At 39.2% G+C, this 22603-nt stretch carries 30 protein-coding genes, 2 tRNA genes and 1 rRNA gene; 5 read left to right on the top strand and 28 right to left on the bottom strand.

Going from position 1 to position 22603, the window contains the following annotated elements; all coding sequences use genetic code 11:
- The 14 genes from darT to GJU41_RS22515 all read right to left on the bottom strand — a co-directional run bounded on the left by darT (position 1) and on the right by GJU41_RS22515 (position 8407).
- Positions 1-639, bottom strand: a complete 639-nt coding sequence (darT, locus tag GJU41_RS22575; RefSeq protein WP_154319674.1) for a type II toxin-antitoxin system toxin DNA ADP-ribosyl transferase DarT — start codon at positions 637-639, stop codon at positions 1-3.
- Positions 640-836: 197 nt separating this feature from the next.
- A complete protein-coding gene (locus tag GJU41_RS22570) occupies positions 837-1013 on the bottom strand; it encodes a hypothetical protein (protein ID WP_154319673.1) in 177 nt (58 codons plus the stop codon).
- Positions 1014-1072: 59 nt separating this feature from the next.
- Positions 1073-1390, bottom strand: a complete 318-nt coding sequence (locus GJU41_RS22565; protein WP_154319672.1) for a hypothetical protein — start codon at positions 1388-1390, stop codon at positions 1073-1075.
- Positions 1391-1510: 120 nt separating this feature from the next.
- Positions 1511-2155, bottom strand: a complete 645-nt coding sequence (locus GJU41_RS22560; RefSeq protein WP_154319671.1) for a hypothetical protein — start codon at positions 2153-2155, stop codon at positions 1511-1513.
- A gap of 202 nt (positions 2156-2357) precedes the next feature.
- Entirely contained in the window at positions 2358-2789 is a 432-nt protein-coding gene (locus GJU41_RS22555; RefSeq protein ID WP_154319670.1) for a hypothetical protein, read from the bottom strand.
- Complete coding sequence (locus GJU41_RS22550; protein WP_154319669.1) at positions 2789-3415, bottom strand: hypothetical protein; 627 nt, start codon at positions 3413-3415, stop codon at positions 2789-2791. Before GJU41_RS22550 ends, GJU41_RS22555 begins: the two co-directional genes overlap by 1 nt.
- 93 nt (positions 3416-3508) lie before the next feature.
- Positions 3509-3844, bottom strand: a complete 336-nt coding sequence (locus GJU41_RS22545; protein WP_154319668.1) for a P27 family phage terminase small subunit — start codon at positions 3842-3844, stop codon at positions 3509-3511.
- A gap of 198 nt (positions 3845-4042) precedes the next feature.
- On the bottom strand, positions 4043-4435 hold the full coding sequence (locus GJU41_RS22540) for an ArpU family phage packaging/lysis transcriptional regulator (RefSeq protein WP_154319667.1): 393 nt from the start codon (positions 4433-4435) through the stop codon (positions 4043-4045).
- Positions 4432-4887 (bottom strand): ArpU family phage packaging/lysis transcriptional regulator, encoded by a 456-nt coding sequence (locus GJU41_RS22535; protein WP_154319666.1) that lies wholly within the window; start codon positions 4885-4887, stop codon positions 4432-4434. The genes GJU41_RS22540 and GJU41_RS22535 overlap by 4 nt, the downstream gene beginning before the upstream one ends.
- Before the next feature lie 40 nt (positions 4888-4927).
- The gene (locus GJU41_RS22530) at positions 4928-5215 is read right to left on the bottom strand and encodes a hypothetical protein (protein ID WP_154319665.1); all 288 of its coding nucleotides are present in this window, start codon (positions 5213-5215) and stop codon (positions 4928-4930) included.
- A gap of 15 nt (positions 5216-5230) precedes the next feature.
- Positions 5231-5425 carry a hypothetical protein gene (locus GJU41_RS22525; RefSeq protein ID WP_224771486.1) on the bottom strand — a complete coding sequence of 65 codons (195 nt, stop codon included), beginning with the start codon at positions 5423-5425 and terminating at the stop codon, positions 5231-5233.
- Positions 5426-5547: 122 nt separating this feature from the next.
- Positions 5548-7878, bottom strand: a complete 2331-nt coding sequence (locus GJU41_RS22520) for a phage/plasmid primase, P4 family (protein ID WP_191559218.1) — start codon at positions 7876-7878, stop codon at positions 5548-5550.
- Between the two features lie 69 nt (positions 7879-7947).
- Positions 7948-8079: a hypothetical protein gene (locus GJU41_RS25330; RefSeq protein ID WP_263596936.1), complete on the bottom strand. Its 132-nt coding sequence runs from the start codon at positions 8077-8079 to the stop codon at positions 7948-7950.
- Positions 8080-8119: 40 nt separating this feature from the next.
- Positions 8120-8407 carry a helix-turn-helix domain-containing protein gene (locus GJU41_RS22515; protein ID WP_154319662.1) on the bottom strand — a complete coding sequence of 96 codons (288 nt, stop codon included), beginning with the start codon at positions 8405-8407 and terminating at the stop codon, positions 8120-8122.
- Positions 8408-8570: 163 nt separating this feature from the next.
- On the opposite strand from GJU41_RS22515, the gene GJU41_RS22510 reads away from it, so the two are divergent.
- Positions 8571-9197, top strand: a complete 627-nt coding sequence (locus GJU41_RS22510; RefSeq protein WP_170292891.1) for a helix-turn-helix domain-containing protein — start codon at positions 8571-8573, stop codon at positions 9195-9197.
- A gap of 16 nt (positions 9198-9213) precedes the next feature.
- A complete protein-coding gene (locus tag GJU41_RS22505; protein WP_170292890.1) occupies positions 9214-10386 on the top strand; it encodes a site-specific integrase in 1173 nt (390 codons plus the stop codon).
- 96 nt (positions 10387-10482) lie between these two features.
- Here GJU41_RS22505 and groL read toward each other — a convergent pair whose 3' ends face one another.
- Together groL and groES are read right to left on the bottom strand one after the other, a co-directional pair.
- Positions 10483-12111 (bottom strand): chaperonin GroEL, encoded by a 1629-nt coding sequence (gene groL / locus GJU41_RS22500; protein WP_070875288.1) that lies wholly within the window; start codon positions 12109-12111, stop codon positions 10483-10485.
- A 50-nt stretch (positions 12112-12161) separates the two neighbouring features.
- Positions 12162-12446, bottom strand: a complete 285-nt coding sequence (groES, locus tag GJU41_RS22495) for a co-chaperone GroES (RefSeq protein WP_070875289.1) — start codon at positions 12444-12446, stop codon at positions 12162-12164.
- 294 nt (positions 12447-12740) lie between these two features.
- Here groES and GJU41_RS22490 point away from each other — a divergent pair, with 294 nt between their 5' ends.
- Together GJU41_RS22490 and GJU41_RS22485 are read left to right on the top strand one after the other, a co-directional pair.
- A complete protein-coding gene (locus tag GJU41_RS22490) occupies positions 12741-13472 on the top strand; it encodes a CPBP family intramembrane glutamic endopeptidase (protein ID WP_070875290.1) in 732 nt (243 codons plus the stop codon).
- 2 nt (positions 13473-13474) lie between these two features.
- Entirely contained in the window at positions 13475-13672 is a 198-nt protein-coding gene (locus GJU41_RS22485; protein ID WP_070875291.1) for a YdiK family protein, read from the top strand.
- Between the two features lie 25 nt (positions 13673-13697).
- On the opposite strand, the gene tatC is transcribed toward GJU41_RS22485, so the two are convergent.
- Genes tatC through moaC form a run of 4 tightly spaced genes read right to left on the bottom strand, consistent with a single transcriptional unit; the run spans position 13698 to position 15813 of the window.
- Entirely contained in the window at positions 13698-14447 is a 750-nt protein-coding gene (gene tatC / locus GJU41_RS22480; protein WP_070875301.1) for a twin-arginine translocase subunit TatC, read from the bottom strand.
- A gap of 18 nt (positions 14448-14465) precedes the next feature.
- Positions 14466-14642 (bottom strand): twin-arginine translocase TatA/TatE family subunit, encoded by a 177-nt coding sequence (locus tag GJU41_RS22475; RefSeq protein ID WP_070875292.1) that lies wholly within the window; start codon positions 14640-14642, stop codon positions 14466-14468.
- Between the two features lie 17 nt (positions 14643-14659).
- Entirely contained in the window at positions 14660-15301 is a 642-nt protein-coding gene (locus GJU41_RS22470; RefSeq protein WP_070875293.1) for a redox-sensing transcriptional repressor Rex, read from the bottom strand.
- A complete protein-coding gene (gene moaC, locus GJU41_RS22465) occupies positions 15298-15813 on the bottom strand; it encodes a cyclic pyranopterin monophosphate synthase MoaC (protein WP_070875294.1) in 516 nt (171 codons plus the stop codon). Before moaC ends, GJU41_RS22470 begins: the two co-directional genes overlap by 4 nt.
- A 153-nt stretch (positions 15814-15966) precedes the next feature.
- Here moaC and GJU41_RS22460 point away from each other — a divergent pair, with 153 nt between their 5' ends.
- Positions 15967-17883: an ABC-F family ATP-binding cassette domain-containing protein gene (locus GJU41_RS22460; RefSeq protein WP_154319660.1), complete on the top strand. Its 1917-nt coding sequence runs from the start codon at positions 15967-15969 to the stop codon at positions 17881-17883.
- 243 nt (positions 17884-18126) lie between these two features.
- On the opposite strand, the gene tsaD is transcribed toward GJU41_RS22460, so the two are convergent.
- From tsaD to rrf, 8 genes are all read right to left on the bottom strand, one after another.
- A complete protein-coding gene (tsaD, locus tag GJU41_RS22455; protein ID WP_154319659.1) occupies positions 18127-19146 on the bottom strand; it encodes a tRNA (adenosine(37)-N6)-threonylcarbamoyltransferase complex transferase subunit TsaD in 1020 nt (339 codons plus the stop codon).
- Positions 19143-19568, bottom strand: a complete 426-nt coding sequence (gene rimI, locus GJU41_RS22450; protein ID WP_070875302.1) for a ribosomal protein S18-alanine N-acetyltransferase — start codon at positions 19566-19568, stop codon at positions 19143-19145. Before rimI ends, tsaD begins: the two co-directional genes overlap by 4 nt.
- Positions 19569-19617: 49 nt before the next feature.
- A complete protein-coding gene (gene tsaB / locus GJU41_RS22445; protein ID WP_154319658.1) occupies positions 19618-20307 on the bottom strand; it encodes a tRNA (adenosine(37)-N6)-threonylcarbamoyltransferase complex dimerization subunit type 1 TsaB in 690 nt (229 codons plus the stop codon).
- On the bottom strand, positions 20288-20761 hold the full coding sequence (tsaE, locus tag GJU41_RS22440; protein ID WP_154319657.1) for a tRNA (adenosine(37)-N6)-threonylcarbamoyltransferase complex ATPase subunit type 1 TsaE: 474 nt from the start codon (positions 20759-20761) through the stop codon (positions 20288-20290). The genes tsaB and tsaE overlap by 20 nt, the downstream gene beginning before the upstream one ends.
- A gap of 9 nt (positions 20762-20770) precedes the next feature.
- Positions 20771-21754, bottom strand: coding sequence for a thiamine-phosphate kinase (gene thiL, locus GJU41_RS22435; RefSeq protein WP_154319656.1), 984 nt, complete (start codon positions 21752-21754; stop codon positions 20771-20773).
- Positions 21755-22124: 370 nt separating this feature from the next.
- Positions 22125-22200: transfer RNA gene (locus GJU41_RS22430), tRNA-Asp, on the bottom strand.
- Positions 22201-22203: 3 nt separating this feature from the next.
- Positions 22204-22280 (bottom strand) — tRNA-Met (locus tag GJU41_RS22425).
- 197 nt (positions 22281-22477) lie between these two features.
- Positions 22478-22593 (bottom strand): 5S ribosomal RNA (gene rrf, locus GJU41_RS22420).
- Positions 22594-22603 lie beyond the last annotated feature (10 nt).

Genomic DNA, 22603 nt, shown 5'->3' with positions numbered 1-22603 from the left:
TTAATAGTACCAATCATCTTTAACTAGTACTGGAATATTGGTTACATTATGAATTTCCAAAAGTTTATTTATGTCATCTTTTATTGAATTATTTATTACACAAATTGCTTTTATAGAATTTAATGGGAGAAAGCTATGAATCAAAAACTCAGCTTGGCGTCTCCTTTTTCGATCATTATCTTCAGGAGTGTCGCTCCAATACTTCATTTTCATTACTTCCCAATCAATTTGATTAAGAAAAGTCAGCTCTTTATAATAATTTGTGAAATACATAATACCATGACCGTCAGTAAAACAAAATGGAATTGATTGTTTCTCGATTTCTTCAATAGTTGTAACAAGATAAACAATAGGCTTTTGACCATCGCTATAACCTGTGACATTACCCCTGTGAATTGTATATAACATAGGCGATCTTGGTGCAAAATAAAATGGAACATATTCGTGTAGTGTACCAAATGGGTCAACCGGTACAACAGTTGTTGCCCTTAGATCTTGTATACTATTATGTGCAATATTAGTATAAGAATTACTTTTACTACTCAGACTTGAAACACAGTGCAAACCTTTTGAATTGATAATTTTTTCTAAATTATTTTTATGTGTAATATGAAAAATTGGTGTTGGTTTAGTCTTCATTCTGCCCCTCAAAATATAACCTATTAGGTTTTTCTTTATTTTAACATAGGATTTCAAATTGCAGATTTATTAACCATAAATTTATTTTTAAAGATAGCACCCTTTTGGGTGCGCTCCTCGTTCTTTTAAATTTCAATACTTAGAATAAAGGCGAGCTTGTTATATTCTCGTCTTTAAGCCAGTAAAACCTTCTATCATTAATCATCTTCGTAGCAAGCATGAACGGCAGCGGCAATCTCCTTTAATATTGGGTTACCTTTTTCCCATTCATCTCTGAACCACTGCTTTCTTTCTTCACTAGACATGACCACAAGAGGGGAATGGACGATGATCGTGGTATTCCCAATCATAAACTCTTTTTTAGGTTTTTCCACTTACTGACCTCCAAAGAATCTTTTTCAATAGCTCTTCTAATTTCATCGAATTGCTTTATTCAGTCATTTTTTATCAAATTGGTTAATTTCTTTTCAGCTGCTGAAAGGATTATCTCGAATTCAGATGCCGTGAGATCCGTTCGGTCCCGCTCACCTTGGTACCGGATTAGAATGACGTCCAATTCCTGTTCAGTCAATTGAGCTGTGGCAGCATTGAACATGGCTGACTTTCTTCTCTCTTTTGCAATTTTGAACTCATATAGCTCTTTCTCCGCCAAGATTTTCAAAGCGACTCTCACAGTATCTGATTTCATCTTGTACATTTTGCACTGAACATAATCAACACCGATGAGGGTTGGAGCAATTTCGTCGTACAAGAACTTAAGAAACGCATCCTTCCCACTGACCAATCTGGTGAGTCGCTTATGCGCAAGAGCGTACTGCTGTCCGCCATTCATTTTATTTTTTTAAAAGCACTATAATAGCAGCTCCAACTTTTAGTAATTAAATTCTTCAATTTTTCCTAATTTCTGATGATTGACGACATATTCAATACCTTTGGTTATCAATTCGCCTTTATAACCCACTGCATTTTCTTCTAAGATAGCCAAAATATATTCCGGATCAACTTCCGTTTTAAATAGTTTCTTATCTTCCATTAGTGAAACAGATTCGGAAAAATGACGTGCCATTTCTATTTGTGGTGTCCATGACATTCCCTTCATAAATAATGGCTCTATACCTCTATATAGTGTTATGGGTTCGGTGGGTAGTGTTTCATCAATATTTGAGATAAAACCTACTTCCTCAAAATAAGGTAACCACCAATCAAATCCATAAAGGTTCCCATCTGCCTTGTTAAACCATACATGAATTAAAAAACGTTTCTTATCATAATCGTTTAGATCTTCCCACCATTTTTGAAGATGGTATTGTTTGTCAAAGTAAGGTGCATTTAAAATTGCATATTCTGGGTCTTTTGAATCCAAACATTTCTCCCTTTGATTATTAACTCTTTTCCAATAAAGACTTTCTTCTATAGTGTTTGGATTTTCTGGGTCAAACCCCATAATTAAACGGTGTTTATACCAAAACATATCTAAACTGTTGTTTTTCCACCACTTTTCAAAAACTTCACTCAATTATTTGCACCTCCAATTTCATTTTAAAAAAGGGATAGAATAATTTACCCACCCCCTTTGCAATTACTTATAGATCCTTAAAAAACTCTTTTTCATATGCTCTTATTCTAACCTGGACTACCATATCGAGCCGTTCTGCTTCCTCATTCTTTCCCTTTTGGGCTTCTGCTTTTCCCACAAGTGGTAGCGTTGCTGCCATCCCTTACAATGTTTTTATATCTTCAAATGTCAGTGACTGTGGCTGCTCATGAATAATTTTTTCACCAACTTCAATTTTAAAATCTTTACCTTCATGCAAAGTTACATAATAGCTTTTAATACCGCTATCATGATGAAATACTCCGGGAACACCACTTTCCGTCATTTTCCAAATAGCTCTTGATTTAGTTTCTCTTATGAAGTTCGCTTCATTTGGATCATCAAAAGGAAAAGATACCATCCCAACAAAGGGTTTTTTTTCAACATTTAGATACTTTTTAACTGTGTTCGCATTACTCTCCATAGGGCCTGATTTTTTGTTATGCTTAGCAAATGCGATCTTTGCCTGATCAGAAAGTGGAATTACCTTATAGGGATAGCTGCAAAAAATAGCTGGATTTTCTCTTTTTAAAATTTCTTTTTCAAATGCGTACATTATTTTTTACCTTTTTTCAAAAAGCTTAATAGTCCTTTTGTTTCCACAGGAGGCTCAACCTTTTTAAGGGCACTGATGGTTTCTTGCAAGGCTAACAAGGCATCTCTTGATTTTGTTTCATGCTGAGTTGGATTAAATACCTTAAGTCGATAGTAAACCGGGAAAGGTACACCTTCACCAATCTCACTATCTAAAATCAAATTGATTTGATCAGGGACCTTCTTCATTTTCTCTAACTGATTAATATTTCTAATCAAAGGGACTAACTCATTTTCTAAGTACTCAATGTGTTGTTTCAAAAGTGCTTTTAACTCATTTGACTTTGTATCAGCTGCAAGTTGTTCGATAACTGCATTTCTTTTTATTTTTTCTTTATACTCCTCGGGTACTGCAGGTTCTGTAAGCTGATGAAAGCGAACCTTTCTTTCAAGCTCTTTTTCAAGCTTTTCCAGTCCATCGTATTCTTCTAATGATCCGGTTTTACTCTTTTGTTCCTTCACCAATAAAAGCTTGTCCATTGCTTTCATTTGTTTATTAAGCAGCTCTTCTCTTTCCAAAACAACTTGAATGGCCTTCTTTGATTCAACATAGTATATTTTTTCATCAATTAATGTCATATTTTCCAAGGGTATTACCTCCGTTATATTTTAACGCTCGATTGAGCTGAGCTTCTATGTGTTTTTCGAAACGAATATATTCTTCAACGTGTTGGTTTCGAATCATAGAAGATCATAAGCTGAACGTTTGTTTTTTGTTTCATCTTCTTTTTCGACTGGCGAGGCTTTCAATCCAAGTGCTTCTAAAATCTTAATCATTCGATCATTGGTCTTATGCAAATCGTTTATGGCTGGGTTTGATTTTGGCCCATGCATCCCAGAAACTTTTATTCCATTTTCTTCAATATCATCTAACAATTCACACTTTAAATCCCATAGTGATATATAATCCTGTAGTAAATCTTCATAGTGGTTACCGAAGATTCCTTTTTCTTTTAGCTGCTTAGTTAGATCTTTTTCTATACGTTTTCTCAGCGTTTCTCGCTTTATTTTTGCCATTCTCACTCCCTCCTCCCTTTTGAATTTATTCCCAATTTAACACTATCGTGAGAAATGGCTCATAAATTTAGGGAATCGACCCCCCGCCCGGTCCCCGGGCTTTGAAAAAAAGCTGAAATATTTGACCGGGGGGTTATTTGTACCAGGTTATTTGTACCAACCACCCCCTTTAAATTTTCATTTTAAAAACTGATTGAATTAGCCCATAGTTTGAAAGCTTGGCTTGAAAATTCCGAGACTAATTGCAAAATCACGATAAGCTTTTGGTTTTGCCCTTTGGTGGTAATACCATTCACTTAATCCAAGATTGCTATAAACTTCATAATCAAAAATATCTTCTTCCTTAAAATGTTTTTGGATAATTAATTCTCGACTCTTTTTTGTTAATCTGTTTATCGCCTGCACAATTCGGTTCAAGTACTCATGCCTTTCTCTTTCAAAGTCAGATATATCTTCATCTGTTAAAGCCGGCATAAGTAATTTGAACTCTGATGTAAACTTTGGCATCTGATCTTCTGGAGTGGTAAGAAGATAAAACTTATATCTCTTTAGTTCAGATTCAACAGCAACGCTTATCTGTTTCTTATTCATCTGTTGCCTCCCATCTTTAATATGTCATCAGGTAATGCCAGGCCGAAAACTACAGCTAACTTCATGAATGCTTTGTCCTTTAACTTGTAATACTTACTCTCACTAAGCAGCATCTCACTGTACACTGTGTAGTCGTACTCTTCCTCGTGATCCATGTATCTTCGGACAATCAGCTCCCTCTCATATTTATTCAGGCGATTGACTGCCTTCCACAATCGATTGATGTACTCGATTCGTTCCCTCTCGAAATCCACGCGCTTTATGGCTATTGATTCTGTCTGGGAACTGAACTGGTTTGATTGAACCGGAGGAACGATGGAATATGATGCAGTTATTTGCGGCTGCCAATCACTGGGTAATGCAAGTAAATATATCCGATACTTCTCAAGCATTGATTCAACGTCTTGTTTAAGGGCCTTCTTATCTTTTTGGGTCAGTGTATTAGCTGCCATATTCCCCTCCACAATTTAGATGATTGTTAGAAAGAGTCCATCATCCATAGACCCTTTCAAATGTAGTTCCGTAAAAATGATACAACCCATTTATCGTTCTTGTCTGCCCAATATCTAAGCTGCTCGTATAGAAATATTTGTCATCAACCATTAAATTTATTTCCTCTTTTGTCTTCGAAATAAGATTAAATGATTCAATGATTTCGTTATTTTCATCTATGAAGAGGATCATTGGTTCCTTTACTTCATCACTCAAATTCTGATCGAATTTTCCAAGTCTTAAAAAATCAATCGTATTTTTGATAACCCATGTTTTCATTTCATTCATTAATAAAACCTCCTCTTATTTTGATGGTTTATAAGTTACTTTTTTTAAGATGTAACCAGTTTTTTCGAATGGACTATTGCCATCTATACAATGCGCTACTTTGTGTCCTTCTTCTTTACCATGATGGTGAAAACGGGCGCAGAATGGGCACCAGGCGCTTAACATACCGTCTTTATCGCGCTCAAAAGCTTGAAGAACTGGATAATTCATCTCTTCGACCTCCATGTGACAAAATGACAACTATGACGTAAAATCGGTAAACTTTTACTTATCTATTTATCTCTATAAGGACTTTCCTATTTTTTTGTCAGACTTGTCACTTTGTCATATATTTATATTTTCTTTCTTGATGTTGAGGAAAAATAATTAGAATAAGAGAAATCTGACTTTATTCCAATTCCTTGAAAGTAATGACCGCTGCCATCTTTCTTCTTTTTGAAGCCTCTTTCTTCAACTTTCCTGTTTAACTTAACCTTTGTAAGAAGGTGTTCCCCGGTCTCGTCACACCAGTCTTCATACCTCCTATATAAGTCTTTCACATAACACTTCGCACGTTCTCCTACTGTGCAGTATTCATTCAGAAATGTGCCTACTGTATCCATTTCATTGCGATAGCCCTCAGTGGCATCTTTAATTTCTTTTGGATATCCTAATCCTTCTTTTTTCCATTTCAAGCAACCTTCCAATGCCCAATTAAGAATTCCGGGCATTTCTTGCTTTAACAATTTATCCGGTAGGTACTTGTCAACTTTTTCGTCTGGAACTGTAACAGTGAAAGGAATTAATCTGATCCTGCGCCATATTCCTTCATCAGATCCACCAATCACAGGGCGGTAATTAGTCATAAAGAAAATCTTGAATTGTGGAGTAAAAACAAAGGGATTTCCATACAAGAACCTTGCCTGAATTGCATCTCCTCCAGTGAGCTGTTTTATTAATGATTCAGCTAATTTAGCTCCTTCTTCACTCTCTGCAGCTGCTACTAATCTAGAACCCTTTAAAGCTGCTAAATCACTTCGCACAGAATCATTTTTCTTAACAGTGAAGCTATCTGTATTCGCTTGTGTTCCATAGTCCCCGACTAGATAGCGGATTGTATCAAGGAAGGTGCTTTTTCCGTTTTTTCCTTTACCATAAAGAACGAACAAAACTTGTTCAGATGTATCACCTGTTAATGCATAACCAATAGCTTTTTGTAAAAAATCAATCAAATCATGTTTCACATTGCCTGCATCATCCTGCATAATATCTTCGAGAAACCTCATCCATAATGGACACTTAGCATCCGGATCATAAGATACCGGTGAAATCTTATTCATATAGAACTTTCGATCATGCTGCAGTAACTTCCCAGTCCTTAGATCCACCACACCATTCGCACAATTGAAAAGCCATTTATCTTTATCTAGATCATCTGGAAGGATAGGCACTTCAGATTGTGCAAGAGAAATCATTGATTCTATTCGCGGCCTTGATTCTGAAGCAGTAGCATGCTTTGAGATTTTTTGCCTAACATCATCTTCTTCCTCTTGAGAAGCTTCTTCATAAATGCTCCGGACAGTTTTCTTTGCAAATTGCTTTATTTGGTTTGTTAAGTCCGCTTCCCACCTTTTACCGTCCCATAAATACCAAGAGTTAAATGAGTTGTTGTATCGAATATCTTTTCCATACTGATACACCAAACGCTCGGCATTTCCCAAATCTGTACGTTTGAAATTTGGTCTTTTTTTCTTAACTTGTTCTTCACCTTGATTTATTTGAATCTCATACTTCTGATTATCAAAGGAATCAGATATTTTATTATGTGTTGACTGGATGGCATTATCTATTGTCATTTGTCCGTATGTACGGCCATCCGATGAATGCTGTCTTTCCCATTTTTCTCTATAAAGATTTGTTTCTCTAAACATTGAATCCATTTTTGAAGCGTCTTTATCTGTCCAGAATGCTAAGTGATTACATAAAGCAATATCTGTGGAAGAATGATCCCCATTTACGAGCTCCCCCAAGAATAATGATTTGATAACTTGTCCTTTTTTGCTGTTGAACATTTTCTCCCACAATTCATTATTTGTAAGATTGAGATTTCTTTTAAAAGAGCTTTGGGCTTTCTTCTTTGATACTTCTTTTTCTTTAAGGTATTTCTTGAAAAGTTCCTTTAATTGATCTGATCGTTCATTAACCTCGATGTCATTTACTTTATTACCAGTGAAAGTGAAATATCGTCCGTGCCGGTATACCTCTAATCCGAGTGATGGATTTTTCTTACCAGTTCCAATCCCTCTTAGTGGTAAACTACCTTTTGTAATAATGTGGATGCCTTTTCCACTTGGAGAAAATTCAGCATAACTGTCCACAAGATTAAGGATTTCATTAGAGAAATCATTTAGCTTTTCGTCTGCTACGCAATGATCAATATCTATCCCCACGAAGGGATCATCTTTCGAAAACATAAAGCCAATACCATGAAAATCTTTCTCAGAATAGGACTTTACTGCGGTATGAAAAGTGGACCAGGTACGCTTATTATTTGATTGAGCCATTTCACCGTTTACTTGATACGGAACCTTTGTGGGTTTACCTTCTCGATCTTCTGCTCTCCACACAATCCATTGAGGAGTATTTTTAAGTTCTGCAGGAATATTTTCAAATTTGTAATTCAAGCTTGTCCCCCCTCCCTTCTTCATATTTCAGAAGGGTAAATCGTGTATTTTATCTTCCGCTGCAATTTCTTAGCATTCCAAATTAGTATCTTGTATGGATTCACTTTTTCCAGTTCCAATGTAAATTTCATTTTCAAATTCTAAGGAGATACCCTCAGGTAAAACGTTGCTATAAATCACTTGTTTCTGATTGGGATTCATTGAATGTTCCTCCCTTCTTTTTAAATTTCATTCCAATAATCTAAAGATTTATTACATGCCCCTTTTTCCTTATGTTGATTGACCATTCATCAATGTACTTTTGAACTTCTTTCCGGTTGAAAATCCATTTCTTACCTATTCGCATACTCGGAAAATTCGGATCGTGTAGAAATAACTTTTCCACTGTTGGCCAAGATAGACTTAGTAGTTTACACAACTGCTTACTATCCAATAGCAGCGTTTCCGATTCAATTTCCTTAAGACGATTCTTTACTTCACTGAGATACATTTCTTTTAACTCATCTTCATTTAATGAAATCTTAATCATATTTTCACCTCACAAGTTTCTTTTTATGCAACTTTTTAACTTAATTCCTATTCTATTCTATTGAAGTTGCATTGTAAAGAACTTATTTAAATTTTATTGCATTTTTGTTTGTTTTAATGCAACATATAAGCTAATAAGGAAAATGTTAATAGGAGTGATCACAATGTTCTCTGGAGATAGATTAAAAGCAGTTAGGAAATATAAAAATTTGACTATGGAGGATTTAATACAAAAATTAGAAAATGAGAGTAATTTGAAAGTGAATAAAGGAATGGTTTCACGGTGGGAAAATGAAAAGGCATCACCAAGAGAAGAAACTGTAAAAGCATTAGCTTCTATCTTGGATGTGGACGTTAATTATTTAATGGGTGTTATGACCTTGGAATATGTGATTCAAGAACAAAGGTATTTAAATAAGATGACAACAGAAGAATTAAGTAAAAAAAGCGGAGTTGCTCATAATACCATTTATTTAACTGAATTGAATATTGATACACCTAATAAGGAGGAATTGCAAAAAATCGGAGAGGCATTAGGGATATCTGACTTCCGTTCATACTTATTAGAAAGAGATATAATTGTTTTTCCAGAAGACATTAATAATCTTTCTTCAGCTTTGAATCTAGCTAGGAATAGCCTTATAAAAATAAAAAATGCTGAAAGTAACCTAGATCTTCATGTGGTTTTGAGCAGTGATAAAAATGTTTTTTATGAAGAACATTTATTTACCGATACTGAAAAACTAAAAATAAAAAAAATGATTGAAATTCTAATTAATAAAGAAGTTTGAAAGGAGAAGAACTGAAGTGGCTCACTATCGTAAACGAGGGAAAAAGGGTGCTGAAAAATGGACATACATTATCGATCTTGGAATAGATCCACTTACAAAAAAACGAAGACAGATCTCAAAAGGTGGATTTGATAAAAAATCTGATGCCAGGGATGCAGCACTTAAAATAGAGCATCAAATCGCTAACGGACTATACACAAATGAGTCAAATATTTCATTCCAGATGTTTGCCCAAGATTGGATAAAATCATATGCACTCTCCGCTAAAGTAAGTAGCGTACGGGCCCGTAATAAGGAGATGAATCATTTTATTGCAGAATGGGGTAAATACCCGCTTAAACAAATTAATAAGAAGATGTATCAAGAAAAATTACTGGAGCTTTCAACAAAATACAGCCCTAATTATCTGAGTGGTATTCACGCTTGTGGACGAATGATCTTTAGACATGCAGTTAACCTGGGCTATATTAGTCAAAACCCAACGGAACATGCTCAGCTGCCTAAACGTCAAAAAAAGGTTGAAGAGATTGAAAGCCAGGAAGAAGTATTCAAATTTCTTGAAAAAGAGGAGCTAGCCCATTTCCTGCGCTTAGCAGCAAAAGAGGGTTTGGAAATGGATCATCTTTTATTTACAACTCTTTCTTATACAGGGCTTCGAATCGGAGAGCTTCTTGCTTTGAAGTGGAGTGATTTTGACAGAGAAAAGGGTACACTGCGGGTTACAAAAACTTTGTATAATCCAAACAATAACTTTAGAAATTATGAACTTTTAACCCCAAAAACAACAGGATCCATCCGGACACTTCGTATTGATGAAGGGCTCGTTAAAATGTTAAAGCGTCATGAGATTCACCAGAAAGAAATTAAAATGAAAAACAGAAACATGTATAGAGATAACCATTTCATCTTTGCCAGGGATGATGGATATCCACAATTGAGGAAAGTTTTTGAGGTAAGACTTAAGAGGTTATTAAAGAAAGCCGGCATTACGAAAAACATTACCCCTCACTCATTCAGACACACTCATACGTCATTATTAATTGAGGCTGGAGTAGGTATTAAAGAGATTCAGCAGCGTTTAGGGCATACGGATATAAACACCACAATGAACATCTACGCTCATATGACCGCAGACATGGAAGAAAAGGCCTCCCAACAGTTCAGTAAACTGATGAAAGACCTTCTCTAAGTAATATTTTTTTGTTCACTTCTGCGGACAAATATGCGGACAAATATTTCATCCACCCTTTAAAACCCTTGTTATATAAGGGTTTTATTAGGTTTTTTACATCATGCCGCCCATTCCACCCATGCCGCCCATATCAGGCATTGCAGGAGCGTTTTCTTCTGGCTTGTCAGCAACTACTGCTTCAGTAGTCAAGAACATAGCCGCTACAGATGCAGCGTTTTGAAGAGCTGAACGAGTTACTTTCGTTGGGTCAACGATACCAGCTTCGATCATGTTTACCCATGCGCCAGTTGCAGCGTTGAAGCCAGTTCCTACTTCAGCATGCTTTAGGCGCTCAACGATAACTGAGCCTTCAAGACCAGCGTTGTGAGCGATTTGACGTACTGGCTCTTCAAGAGCGCGCAATACGATGTTTACGCCTGTTGCGAAATCGCCTTCGCCTTCTACTGATGCTACTTTGTTGTATACATTTACAAGGGCAGTACCACCGCCTGATACGATACCTTCTTCTACTGCAGCGCGAGTAGAGTTAAGGGCATCTTCAATGCGAAGTTTGCGCTCTTTTAATTCTGTTTCTGTTGCAGCACCAACTTTGATAACTGCTACACCGCCAGCTAATTTAGCTAGACGTTCTTGTAATTTTTCTTTATCGAACTCAGAAGTTGTTTCTTCTAATTGAGCACGGATTTGTTTTACGCGGCCTGCAATTTTGTCAGACTCTCCAGCACCTTCAACGATTGTTGTGTTTTCTTTTGTCACAACAACTTTAGAAGCGCGGCCAAGTTGAGTGATGTTCGCTGATTTAAGATCTAGGCCTAAATCTTCAGTGATCACTTCTCCGCCAGTAAGAACTGAGATATCTTCAAGCATTGCTTTACGGCGGTCACCGAATCCAGGAGCTTTAACAGCTACTGCATTGAATGTTCCGCGAAGTTTGTTCACTACTAATGTAGCAAGTGCTTCACCTTCAACATCTTCAGCAATCAATAATAGAGGCTTGCCTTGTTGAACAACTTGCTCTAATACAGGCAGGATCTCTTGAATGTTCGTAATTTTTTTGTCAGTGATTAAGATGTATGGGTTGTCAAGGACAGCTTCCATTTTATCTGAATCAGTAACCATATAAGGAGATGCATATCCGCGGTCGAATTGCATACCTTCAACTACTTCAAGCTCAGTTGTGAAGCCTTTTGATTCTTCGATTGTGATAACGCCGTCGTTTCCAACGCGCTCCATCGCTTCAGCAATCAATTGGCCTACTTCATCGTCAGCAGCAGAAATCGCAGCTACTTGAGCAATCGATTCTTTGCTTTCGATTGGTTTAGAGATCGCTTTTAATTCTTCTGTTGCAATGATAACAGCTTTTTCGATTCCTTTGCGGATACCCATTGGGTTAGCGCCAGCTGTTACGTTTTTAAGACCTTCGCGGATCATTGCCTGAGCAAGAACCGTTGCAGTTGTTGTTCCGTCACCGGCAACATCATTTGTTTTGCTTGCAACTTCAGCAACAAGCTTTGCACCCATGTTTTCGAATGCATCTTCAAGCTCGATTTCTTTTGCAATTGTTACACCGTCATTTGTAATAAGCGGAGAACCGAATTTCTTTTCAAGAACCACGTTGCGTCCTTTTGGTCCAAGCGTAACTTTAACTGCATTAGCAAGTGCATCAACCCCGCGCAGCATTGCGCGGCGAGCGTCTTCACTGAATTTAATGTCTTTAGCCATGTTCCATTACCTCCTAAGAATGATGTTCTATGATATTGGAAATTTATAAATTAGCTGATAACTGCTAAAATGTCGCTTTCGCGTAAGATTAAGTATTCAGAACCCTCATACTTCACTTCTGTACCAGAGTATTTTGAGAAGATGATACGATTGCCTTCTGCAACTTCAAGAGCAACACGCTCACCGTTGTCAAGCACACGACCAGTACCTACTGCCACTACTTTACCTTCTTGCGGTTTTTCTTTCGCACTATCCGGCAGCACGATCCCACTAGCAGTTTTTTCTTCAGATTGTACAAGCTCAATTACGACACGATCACCTAATGGCTTTAACAAGTGAAACAACCTCCTCAAGATTTCATTAATTTAAATTTTCATTTTATTAGCACTCATATGTCTTGAGTGCTAACACAAGTACTATATTATATAATCTCTCATTCAAATTCAAGTAATATGTTAAAAAAAATTGAAATCCTTTTCCTTAAGCCGCTTTCACATGTTAATAGCCAATCCGGCATACCCTAAGGGCGTTATCTTCCTACATCCGCTCTTATTTATGGTACAATTATGCCTAGCTGAAATTTTGCTTTTGCTGACTTAAACATCCGGCAAGTTAAAGGAGTCGTTCATTTGAAGAAAGAATACTGGCTTATTATTTTGACATATATCGTCATGCAGTTTTCAGGCATTCTTGGCATTCCGCTTCTGCTTAAGCTTGGCGTCGGTGATGACGAATCGATGCGCATGGCGCAGATAACAGCATCAGGCTATTGGACGGTATTCAGTTTTGCAGCAGCCTTTGTGATCATACTTCTTCTCCTTCGCAGCCATTTTAAAAGCAAAGATCTAAGGGGCGATGCTGCTCCAGCTGGTCCATCCATTTTATGGGCTGTAGGCGGTGTGTTCATGGCGCTGTCTGTACAAGTGATTGCCGCTAATATAGAAATTCAGGTATTTGGCATTGAAGGTGAATCAGAAAATACAAAGGTCATCATGGAAGTATTGAAGGTAACGCCTTTGCTTATAATCGTCACTTCCATCATCGGCCCAATCCTGGAAGAAATCATTTTCAGAAAAATTTTATTCGGCGCTTTGTATCAGCGCATGAATTTCTTTTTGTCCGCACTGATCAGTTCGATTGTATTCGCGCTTGTTCACGGTGAACCTCAGCATCTTCTTCTTTATGGATCCATGGGGTTTGTGTTTGCTTTTCTATATGTAAAAACAAAGCGCCTCATGGTACCTATTTTTGCCCATGTTGCGATGAATACGTTTGTTGTCATTCTGCAATCAAACCGTGAGCAGCTTGAGGAAATGATGAAGAAGGCAGAACAAATGCAATTTATTTTTGGAGGCATGTAAGCATGAGAACAAGCCCAACTTCAATGGGAGTCTTTTACTTGGCAATGGGTATTCTGTTTACCTATCTTGCCGTAAACAGTTCAGAAAGCGGGATTTGGTCGTTTCCGACAATTCTGCTTATGTTAATCGCTACGTTTGATCTTGGAGTAGCATTTAGAATGTTTAATCTCTCTTTCAAAGTCAAAGCGAAGAAAAAATAAAAGAAGGGTGATCCTGCAAACAGGATCACCCTTCTTTATTTGCTTCTTCAAACTGTGTACGCTGCGCCTTGCGGTAAGCAAATCTTGAGACAACGATGCTTATTTCATAAAGGATAAACAGCGGCACGGAAACCATGAGATGCGACACAAGCTCCGGCGGTGTAATCAACGCTGCAATGACGAGAAGGGCAAAGTACGCATATTTCCTGATTTTCGAGAGGAACATCGGTGTTACTATGCCAAGCCTCGTTAAGAACATGATGACAACCGGAAGCTGAAACAGCAGTCCAAACGGCACCGTCAGCTGAATTAAAAACTGAAAGTATTCGTTGATGCCAATGACTTGATTAATCTCTAAGTCATTGGAGATCCCCTCCATGAAATCCACGACAAATGGAAAGAGCAAAAAGTACGAGAAGCTGATGCCGGCAAGAAACAGTCCAATGGAGATTGGAATATAGCTCAGCGTGACCCGTCTTTCTTTTTCATAGAGACCTGGACTAATGAATGCCCACAGCTGATAAAGAATAATTGGAGATGTAATAATAAATGCAATGATAAACGCAAATTGCATATAGACCATAAGCGGATCGGTCATTCGGAATGAATTCAGCGTTAAGTTCTGAGCTTCATTCGTATGCTGTAAATAGATGATAATCGGCTTTGCTAATAAAAAGCCTGCAATCACAGAGATGAAAAGGAAAAAAACCGTAATGATCAGCCTTTTCCGCAGTTCGGCAATATGATCGTAAACCGACATTTCGTTTTGTTTCATGACAGCTTTCATCCTATCTTACTTCTCTTCTTTCTTTTTATCTTCATCATCATCCGCGAGACCCTTCGTTGCATGCTTAAATTCACGCAATGAATTTCCGACCGCTTTTCCAAGCTCAGGCAGTTTCTTTGGCCCGAAGATTAAAAGTGCAGCAAAAACAATCAGCAATAAACTTCCAAAACCGATAGTAGGCATAACATTCACCTCAATTCTTAAGCGTTAGGATAGTGTTTCAAAAAGTACACGAGTGATTGCAGTTCTACTGCAAGATCAATATGATGAATTCGTATTTCCTCGGGTACATTTAACCGTGCCGGAGTAAAATTCAGAATCCCTTTAATTCCTTTTGCAATCAGCCTGTCCGTTATGGGCTGGGCAGCCTGTGCCGGAACCGTTAAAATCGCCACGGTCACATCATCAGGAAGATGTTCCTCAAGATCATCCAGATTATAAATAGGCACATCTCCGATTTCAGTGCCGATCTTTTTCTCATCGACATCAAAGGCAAGTGAGATTAACGTATTATTATTCTTAGTAAAATTATAATGCAAAAAGGCTGTGCCTAGATTACCGACACCAATTAAGGTAACTTTTGTCACTTCGTCCTGATCGAGCGTTTTTCTGAAAAAAGACAGAAGATAATTAACATTATACCCATATCCCTTTTTGCCAAGGGCTCCAAAGTAAGAAAAATCCCTGCGGATCGTTGCAGAATCCACTTTTACCGCATCGCTCAGCTCTGCTGAAGAAACACGCTGTTTCCCTGATGCATGAAGATTCTTTAAAAAACGATAGTATAAAGGCAAGCGCTTAGCAGTAGCTTGCGGAATTTTCGATTGTTCGATGTTGTTCACATTCTATCCCCCACATTCAAAGCTACATCTTCGTCTCGTGTATAATCTCCGCTTTTCCCGCCAGTTTTTAAAGATAAATAGGCAGGTCCGATGATTAACCCTTTATCAAGTGCTTTACACATATCATACACGGTCAGGGCACAGACTGAAGCGGAAGTTAGCGCTTCCATTTCCACACCTGTACTTCCTGTTGTTTTCACAGATGCAGCAATCATCAGATGGAAAAGATCGTTCTCTTTTTTCCATTCAAATTCAATATCAATTCCCTTAAGCGGAATCGGGTGGCACATTGGAATGATGTTCCAAGTGTTTTTGGCAGCCATGATGCCTGCTACCTGGGCAACAGCCAGCACGTCCCCTTTTTGGAGCTTATTATTTACAATTTGTTCATATACATGTTCTTTCATGACAACGCTTGAAACAGCTACAGCGGTGCGCACAGAATCATGCTTGTTTGATATATCAACCATCTTGGCTCTGCCCTGCTGGTTAAAATGAGTAAAATTTGACATCTTTTAACGCCCCTCATACTAGACTATACACTATTTTTACAAATCTGTCTTTTTACTTATTGTGACAAATGTCTGCACCCTGAAAGCTACAATCATTGCGGCTCTCTCTTCTATAAGCTACACTTAAACTATCATAGCCTGAGGTGAAAATACATGATTTTGCTACAAATTAACCAGCTGACGAAATATTTTGCAGCTGATCTTATATTATCTAATATCAAACTTGAAGTTCAAACAAGGGATAGAATTGCTCTTGTCGGCCGAAACGGAGCCGGAAAATCAACCCTGCTCAAAATCATTGCAGGTCAGCTTTCTTACGAATCCGGAGAGATCATCAAGCCAAAAGGTGTCTCAATCGGGTACCTTGCGCAGGATACGGGTCTCGAATCCAGTCTATCGATTTGGGATGAAATGGTTTCTGTGTTTCAGTTTTTAAAAGATATGGAACAATCCATGTGTGATCTTGAGCAAAAAATGGCCAATACTGATCCCGCACAGCGCGAATTTGACCAATACTTAAAAGAATACGACCGTCTGCAAATTGAGTTTAAAGAAAAAGGCGGATATCAATATGAAGCGGATATCCGCTCAGTACTCCACGGACTGGGTTTCGCGGAATTCGATGTCACTTCTCCTATCAAGCGTCTGAGCGGAGGCCAGAAAACGCGTCTGGCACTAGGCAAGCTGCTTTTGACAAGCCCTGACTTATTAGTGCTGGATGAGCCGACGAACCATCTGGATATTGAAACATTGTCGTGGCTCGAGCAATATCTGCAAAGCTACAGCGGAGCGATTTTAATCGTTTCCCATGACCGCTATTTTCTAGATAAAGTCGTAAACCAGGTCTACGAAATTTCGAGAAACACCAGTATTAAATATGCAGGAAACTACAGCCGCTACTTAGAGCAAAGCGCAGAAAACTATGAGCGTGAATTAAAACTCTTCGAAAAACAGCAGGATGAAGTGGCGAAGCTGAAAGATTTCATCCAAAAGAATATGGCCAGAGCGTCTACCACAAAACGCGCTCAAAGCCGCAGAAAAAAACTGGACCGCATGGAACTTATGGACAGGCCTCTAGGTGATGAAAAATCTGCTCACTTCCGTTTTGATATTGAAAGACAAAGCGGCAATGATGTGCTAAAAGCCAAGGATATAGCCGTTTCATATGATGGTGTGCAGCCAATCATCTCAAACGTTTCTTTTTCCATCTCAAGAGGTGACAGCATTGCTCTTGTCGGCCCAAATGGAATAGGCAAATCTACGCTTCTAAAAACAATCATTGATAAGATGGCACCATTTAAAGGGGCATTTGAAATAGGTTCAGGAGTGAAGATCGGTTATTACGATCAAGAGCAGGCGAATTTAACTTCAAACAAACGCGTGCTTGATGAATTGTGGGATGAATATCCGATGCTGACTGAAAAAGAAATCCGTACCGTACTCGGCAATTTTCTATTTTCAGGCGACGATGTTTTAAAGAATGTATCAACTTTAAGCGGCGGACAAAAAGCACGACTCGCTCTTGCCAAGCTTATGCTGCAAAAGGCAAATCTGCTCATCCTTGATGAGCCGACAAACCATCTCGATCTTGACAGTAAAGAAGTTCTGGAAAATGCCCTGATTGATTATCCAGGCACGATCCTATTTGTTTCCCATGACCGATATTTCATTAATCGCATTGCGACCAAAGTATATGAACTATCAGCAAACGGCGTCTATGAATATCTGGGCGACTATGATTATTATCAATCTAAAAAGGCAGAACAGCATGAACTTGCAGCTCTTGATGCAGTTCCTGATCTGAAGCCTAAAGAAAATCAAAACAAGCTATCTTATGAACAAGATAAAGAAGCAAAAAAACTGGCAAGACAAAAACAAAGAAGATTGCAGGAAGTAGAAGAGCGAATCTCCTTCGTTGAACAGCAGATCGAGAAAAATGAAGAGCTGTTATGTGATCCGGAGATTTATCAAAACCATACGATAGTGCAGGAAATCAACACCGAAAACGATGGTTATCAACAAGAACTCGAACATCTAATGAATGAATGGGAACAGCTTCAAGAGGATTAACAGCTTATACACATAGTTCATGAATCAAAAAAACTCAGTGCCGATGATAGCACTGAGTTTTCTAGTTATCCACATGAAAAAATCTTATTTTATAAGGTTTCCACTCTTTTATTCACATTATCCACAAAATAGCGCATTTTTATCCACATTATCCACAGGTTATCCAATGCGTATTCCACAAGCTTTTCGAAAAGCGAAAAAATGTTATTAGACTGCATGTGGATAACATGTTAATACACCTTATTAACTAGGCAGTTCCATTCCAGGATTCGCATTCATTCTCAAATTGCCTCTATGTCCTTTTTCAAAAAGAACGCTTCCAGCAGCAGCAATCATCGCTGCATTGTCTGTACATAGAGATAATGGCGGTATCAGCAGCTCTACATCCTGAAATTCTTTAAACTTCTCTTCTAAAGCTGCCCTTAAACCGCGATTGGCTGCTACACCCCCAGCAAGAAGAACCTGCTTTACCTTGTATTTCTCTGCTGCTGATGCTGTCTTTGTGACAAGAACATCAATAACGCTCGCCTGAAAGCTTGCAGCTAAATCATTGGGATCAATGACTTCACCCCGCTGCTCTGCATTGTGAAGAGTATTGATGACAGCTGATTTCAGGCCGCTGAAGCTGAAGTTGTAAGAATCCGGCTCAAGCCATGCTCTCGGTAAATTGATGACAGGAGACCCTTCCGCTGCCATCCGGTCTATATGAGGTCCACCCGGATAAGGCAGATGAAGCGTTCTTGCCACTTTGTCATACGCTTCTCCTGCAGCATCATCAAGCGTTTCTCCGATTACTTCAAATGATCCATGTTCTTTCATATAAACAAGTTCAGTATGTCCCCCGGATACAACAAGCGAAAGCAAAGGAAACTGCAGTTCCGAGATCAGCTGGTTAGCGTAAATATGACCGGCAATATGATGAACGCCTATTAATGGCAGCTGGTGGGCAAATGCCAGCGCTTTTGCCGCATTGACTCCAATCAATAGCGCACCAACAAGACCTGGTCCTTCCGTAACTGCGATGGCATCCAGGTCTTTAAATGTCATTTCAGCCTGCTGCATCGCTTCTTCAAGCACAAGTGTCAGCTGCTCAACATGATGTCTTGATGCGATCTCAGGTACAACGCCGCCAAAACGTTTATGGCTTTCAATTTGAGTGGCGACAACATTCGAAATGATTTCCCGCCCGTTTTTCACAATCGATACAGCCGTTTCATCACAACTCGTCTCTATTCCTAATATATATTGATCTTTTCCAGTCATTTTAAATTCACCCACATTACTAACGCATCTTCCCCGTTATCAGTATAATACCGTTTTCTAATTCCGCCAGGCTGAAAACCGAGCTTGGTGTACAAAGATTGCGCTACATGATTTGAGACTCGTACTTCTAGAGAAATTTTCCCTGCTCCATATTCCTTCGCCATTCCGATAGCCTGTTTCAGCAGTGTTTCTCCAACCTTGTTCCCTCTATAGCCAGGCAAAACGGCAATGTTCGTTACTTGAGCCTCATCCATAATGATCCATAGTCCGCAATAGCCGATAATTTTCTGGTCAAATTCTACAACAAGGTATTTGGCAAAATGATTTTGAGTCAATTCATTGTGAAAGGATTCCTTCAGCCAAGGTGTTGCAAAGGATTGCGTTTCAATTTCATAAACAGCCTCAATGTCACCTACATTCATAAGCCTGATCCTGATTGTATCCAGTTCCTGTTTCAACCTTCTCACCCACTTATTTCTGTTGTTCGAGCCACTTTACTTCCGCCTCTGCTAAGCGGATATAGTTCGGCACGAAGGTATGTATATCCTCAGGCTTTTTCATCAAGCCGAGTTTTCCAAGCATGGCCGGTCTTGGATTATGCTCGGTTATACTTGCAATCACTGCCTGATCACCAAGCACTTCAATGATTAACTCCTGATGCAGGCTAACATCATTTCCGATAAAAAGAATTTGCTTCTCTTCCTTTTTTAATTCTAAGAGCCAGTCAGACAGCAGGAGATTCTGATCGTTTCTTCTATTCATAAGCTCCCTATCTGCATACTCGTACAGTCCGGTATACACCCGACCGCGCCGGGCATCAAAAATCGGACAGATAAAACCATTAAAATAGCTTCCGCCAGCTGCAAGCACCTCAAGACTTGAAACACTGGCTAGAGGAATGTTTAACGTCCATGCAAGTGTTTTAGCAATGCTGACACCAATTCTGAGGCCGGTATAAGATCCAGGACCTCCCGCAACAATGACACGATCCAGTTCACCAGGCGTGATTCCGCATTCCTGCATAAGCCATTCAACAGCAGGCATTGCCCGGACAGAATGATTCTGCTTAATGTTTGTTACATATTCTCCAATCACTTTGGTGTCTTCCACTATAGCCACACCAAGTGTCAAATTGGACGTATCAATCGCAATTGCTTTCATAGATAAGCTCCTTACATAAACCAATATAGTGATCCCCTATAGGTTCAAAAATTATCTCACGGGACTCATCTTCCACACGAAGTATACGAATACCAAGACGATCTGGAGGAAGCTGCTCCTGAATAAGATGTGCCCATTCAACCACTGTGACACCCTCTCCTTCAAAAAACTCATCAAACCCTAAATCCTCTTCACTGTCTTCCATTCTGTATACGTCCATGTGGTATAGAGGCAGTCTCCCGTCCCTGTACTCCTTCATAATCGTAAATGTCGGGCTGTTTACGTTTTTTCGGATCCCCATTCCTTTTGCTAAACCCTTTGTAAACGTAGTTTTCCCAGCTCCCAAATCGCCTTCTAATGTAATCACATCTCCAGGATTCACAAGTTCACCAAGCCTGACGGCAAGCTTCGTTGTTACCTCAGGGCTATTTGTTCTCACTGTATGCTTCGTCATATACTCACCTTACTTAAAATGATTGTATCCAGATTTTTCGAGCTTCGTTTTCTTGCCATTATGCAGAAGCAGCACCTCGGATGAGCCTGCTTCTACATGCCCAATCCTTGTTAGAGAAATGCCTTCTTCGCTGCACTTCTTTTGAAGAGAGTCAAATGCTGCGGGAGGAACCGTGCCAACCAGCTCAAAATCTTCTCCTCCATATAAAATCCACTCATCGAGCTGCTCAGAATGTAAAGAACGCAGAGAATCACTGAGTGGAACACGGTCTTTTTCTATGACCATTTTAACACAGCTTGCCTCGCATAATTCATTAAGTTCACTTGCAAGGCCATCACTGATATCATTCAATGAAATGCGCTCAGCGGAAGACATAAGCTGTCCTGCTTTAACCTGCGGCACTGGACGCTTATGGCGATTCACAAGAAATGCAGAATCGTTTTCTTCATGAACTGAGAGGTTTCCAAGCAGTATTTGGAGCCCTGCAGCTGAATCACCAATTGTCCCTGTAACAAATACCGCATCACCTGGACGTGCATCCTTTCTCAAACGCTGTTTCCCTTGCTGAACTTCTCCTATGACCGTAACCGTAATCACAAGCTTATCTGAGGTTGAAACCGTATCTCCTCCGATAAGATCCATCTTGTATGTAGAAGCAATCTCATCCATCCCTGCATAGAGCTCCACTAATTCCTCTTCAGACCAGGTTTTAGGCACAGCAATGGTGACGAGATAGTACTTTGGAACGCCGCCCATAGCTGCAACGTCACTGATATTGACAGCCACAGCTTTATAGCCGATGTCCTTTGGAGAAGAAGCATCTTTGAGAAAATGAACACCTTCTGTCATGGTATCAGCGCATACAATTTCTAAATAATCGGATTTTGCTCTATACAAAGCAGCATCATCCCCTATGCCTTCTATTAATTCCGGCTGACGATTCTTACTTTGCCTGATTTTATCTATAAAATGAAATTCATCTTCGATGGTCATGTGCTGCACCGCCTTTTCTGTCATAAAAGTCAGATGTAGCCTCGAACAGTCTGCTACCTTATAAGAAAAGCGCAAGCGCCCGTTTAGCGATGGCAGACAGATAAGGATCCGATAGAAAAGGCGCTTTTTGCCTTTACTTTCGGAGCTGTTCTGGCCGAGGAGCCTGAGCGTTGGAGCTAGACACCAATGCGCCAAAATTTTATAACTTTCTTATCTCTAAAAAAACCTTAGAACCCTGCAGTTCTAAGGACCGTTACCTGTTATCAAGTGTATCGCATCTAACTAGTTTGTCCAAGTTTCATTAACAGTCTACCCTAAAAAATGCATAAAAAAAACGAAACACGTAGTTTCGTTGTCGTTTATGTAATAATGGCGGTCCCGACCGGGATCGAACCGGCGATCTCCTGCGTGACAGGCAGGCATGTTAACCGCTACACCACGGGACCATTTGGTTGCGGGGACAGGATTTGAACCTGCGACCTTCGGGTTATGAGCCCGACGAGCTACCAGACTGCTCCACCCCGCGATAGTAATAAATATTTCTGAGCTTTTATGCTCATTGATTGCGTTGACCGTCCCGATTTCAGAAAGCTTAGCCAAGGTGCGGCTCAATCGGTACGCTGAAGCTGATTCGAAGAAGTTGATTCGATCGTGCTCCACCCCGCGATAATAATAAATATCTTTGATCTTTTATGCTCATTGATAAAATATATAATTGATACTGCCTGGCAACGTCCTACTCTCACAGGGGGAAACCCCCAACTACCATCGGCGCTAAAGAGCTTAACTTCCGTGTTCGGCATGGGAACGGGTGTGACCTCTTTGCCATCATCACCAGACAATATGCAA

The sequence above is a fragment of the Metabacillus idriensis genome, from assembly GCF_009674765.1.
In the GTDB taxonomy this organism is placed as follows: Bacteria; Bacillota; Bacilli; order Bacillales; family Bacillaceae; genus Bacillus_P; species Bacillus_P idriensis.
The sequence above is the reverse complement of the archived record's forward strand: the minus strand, read 5'-3'. Positions and strand labels throughout refer to the sequence as shown.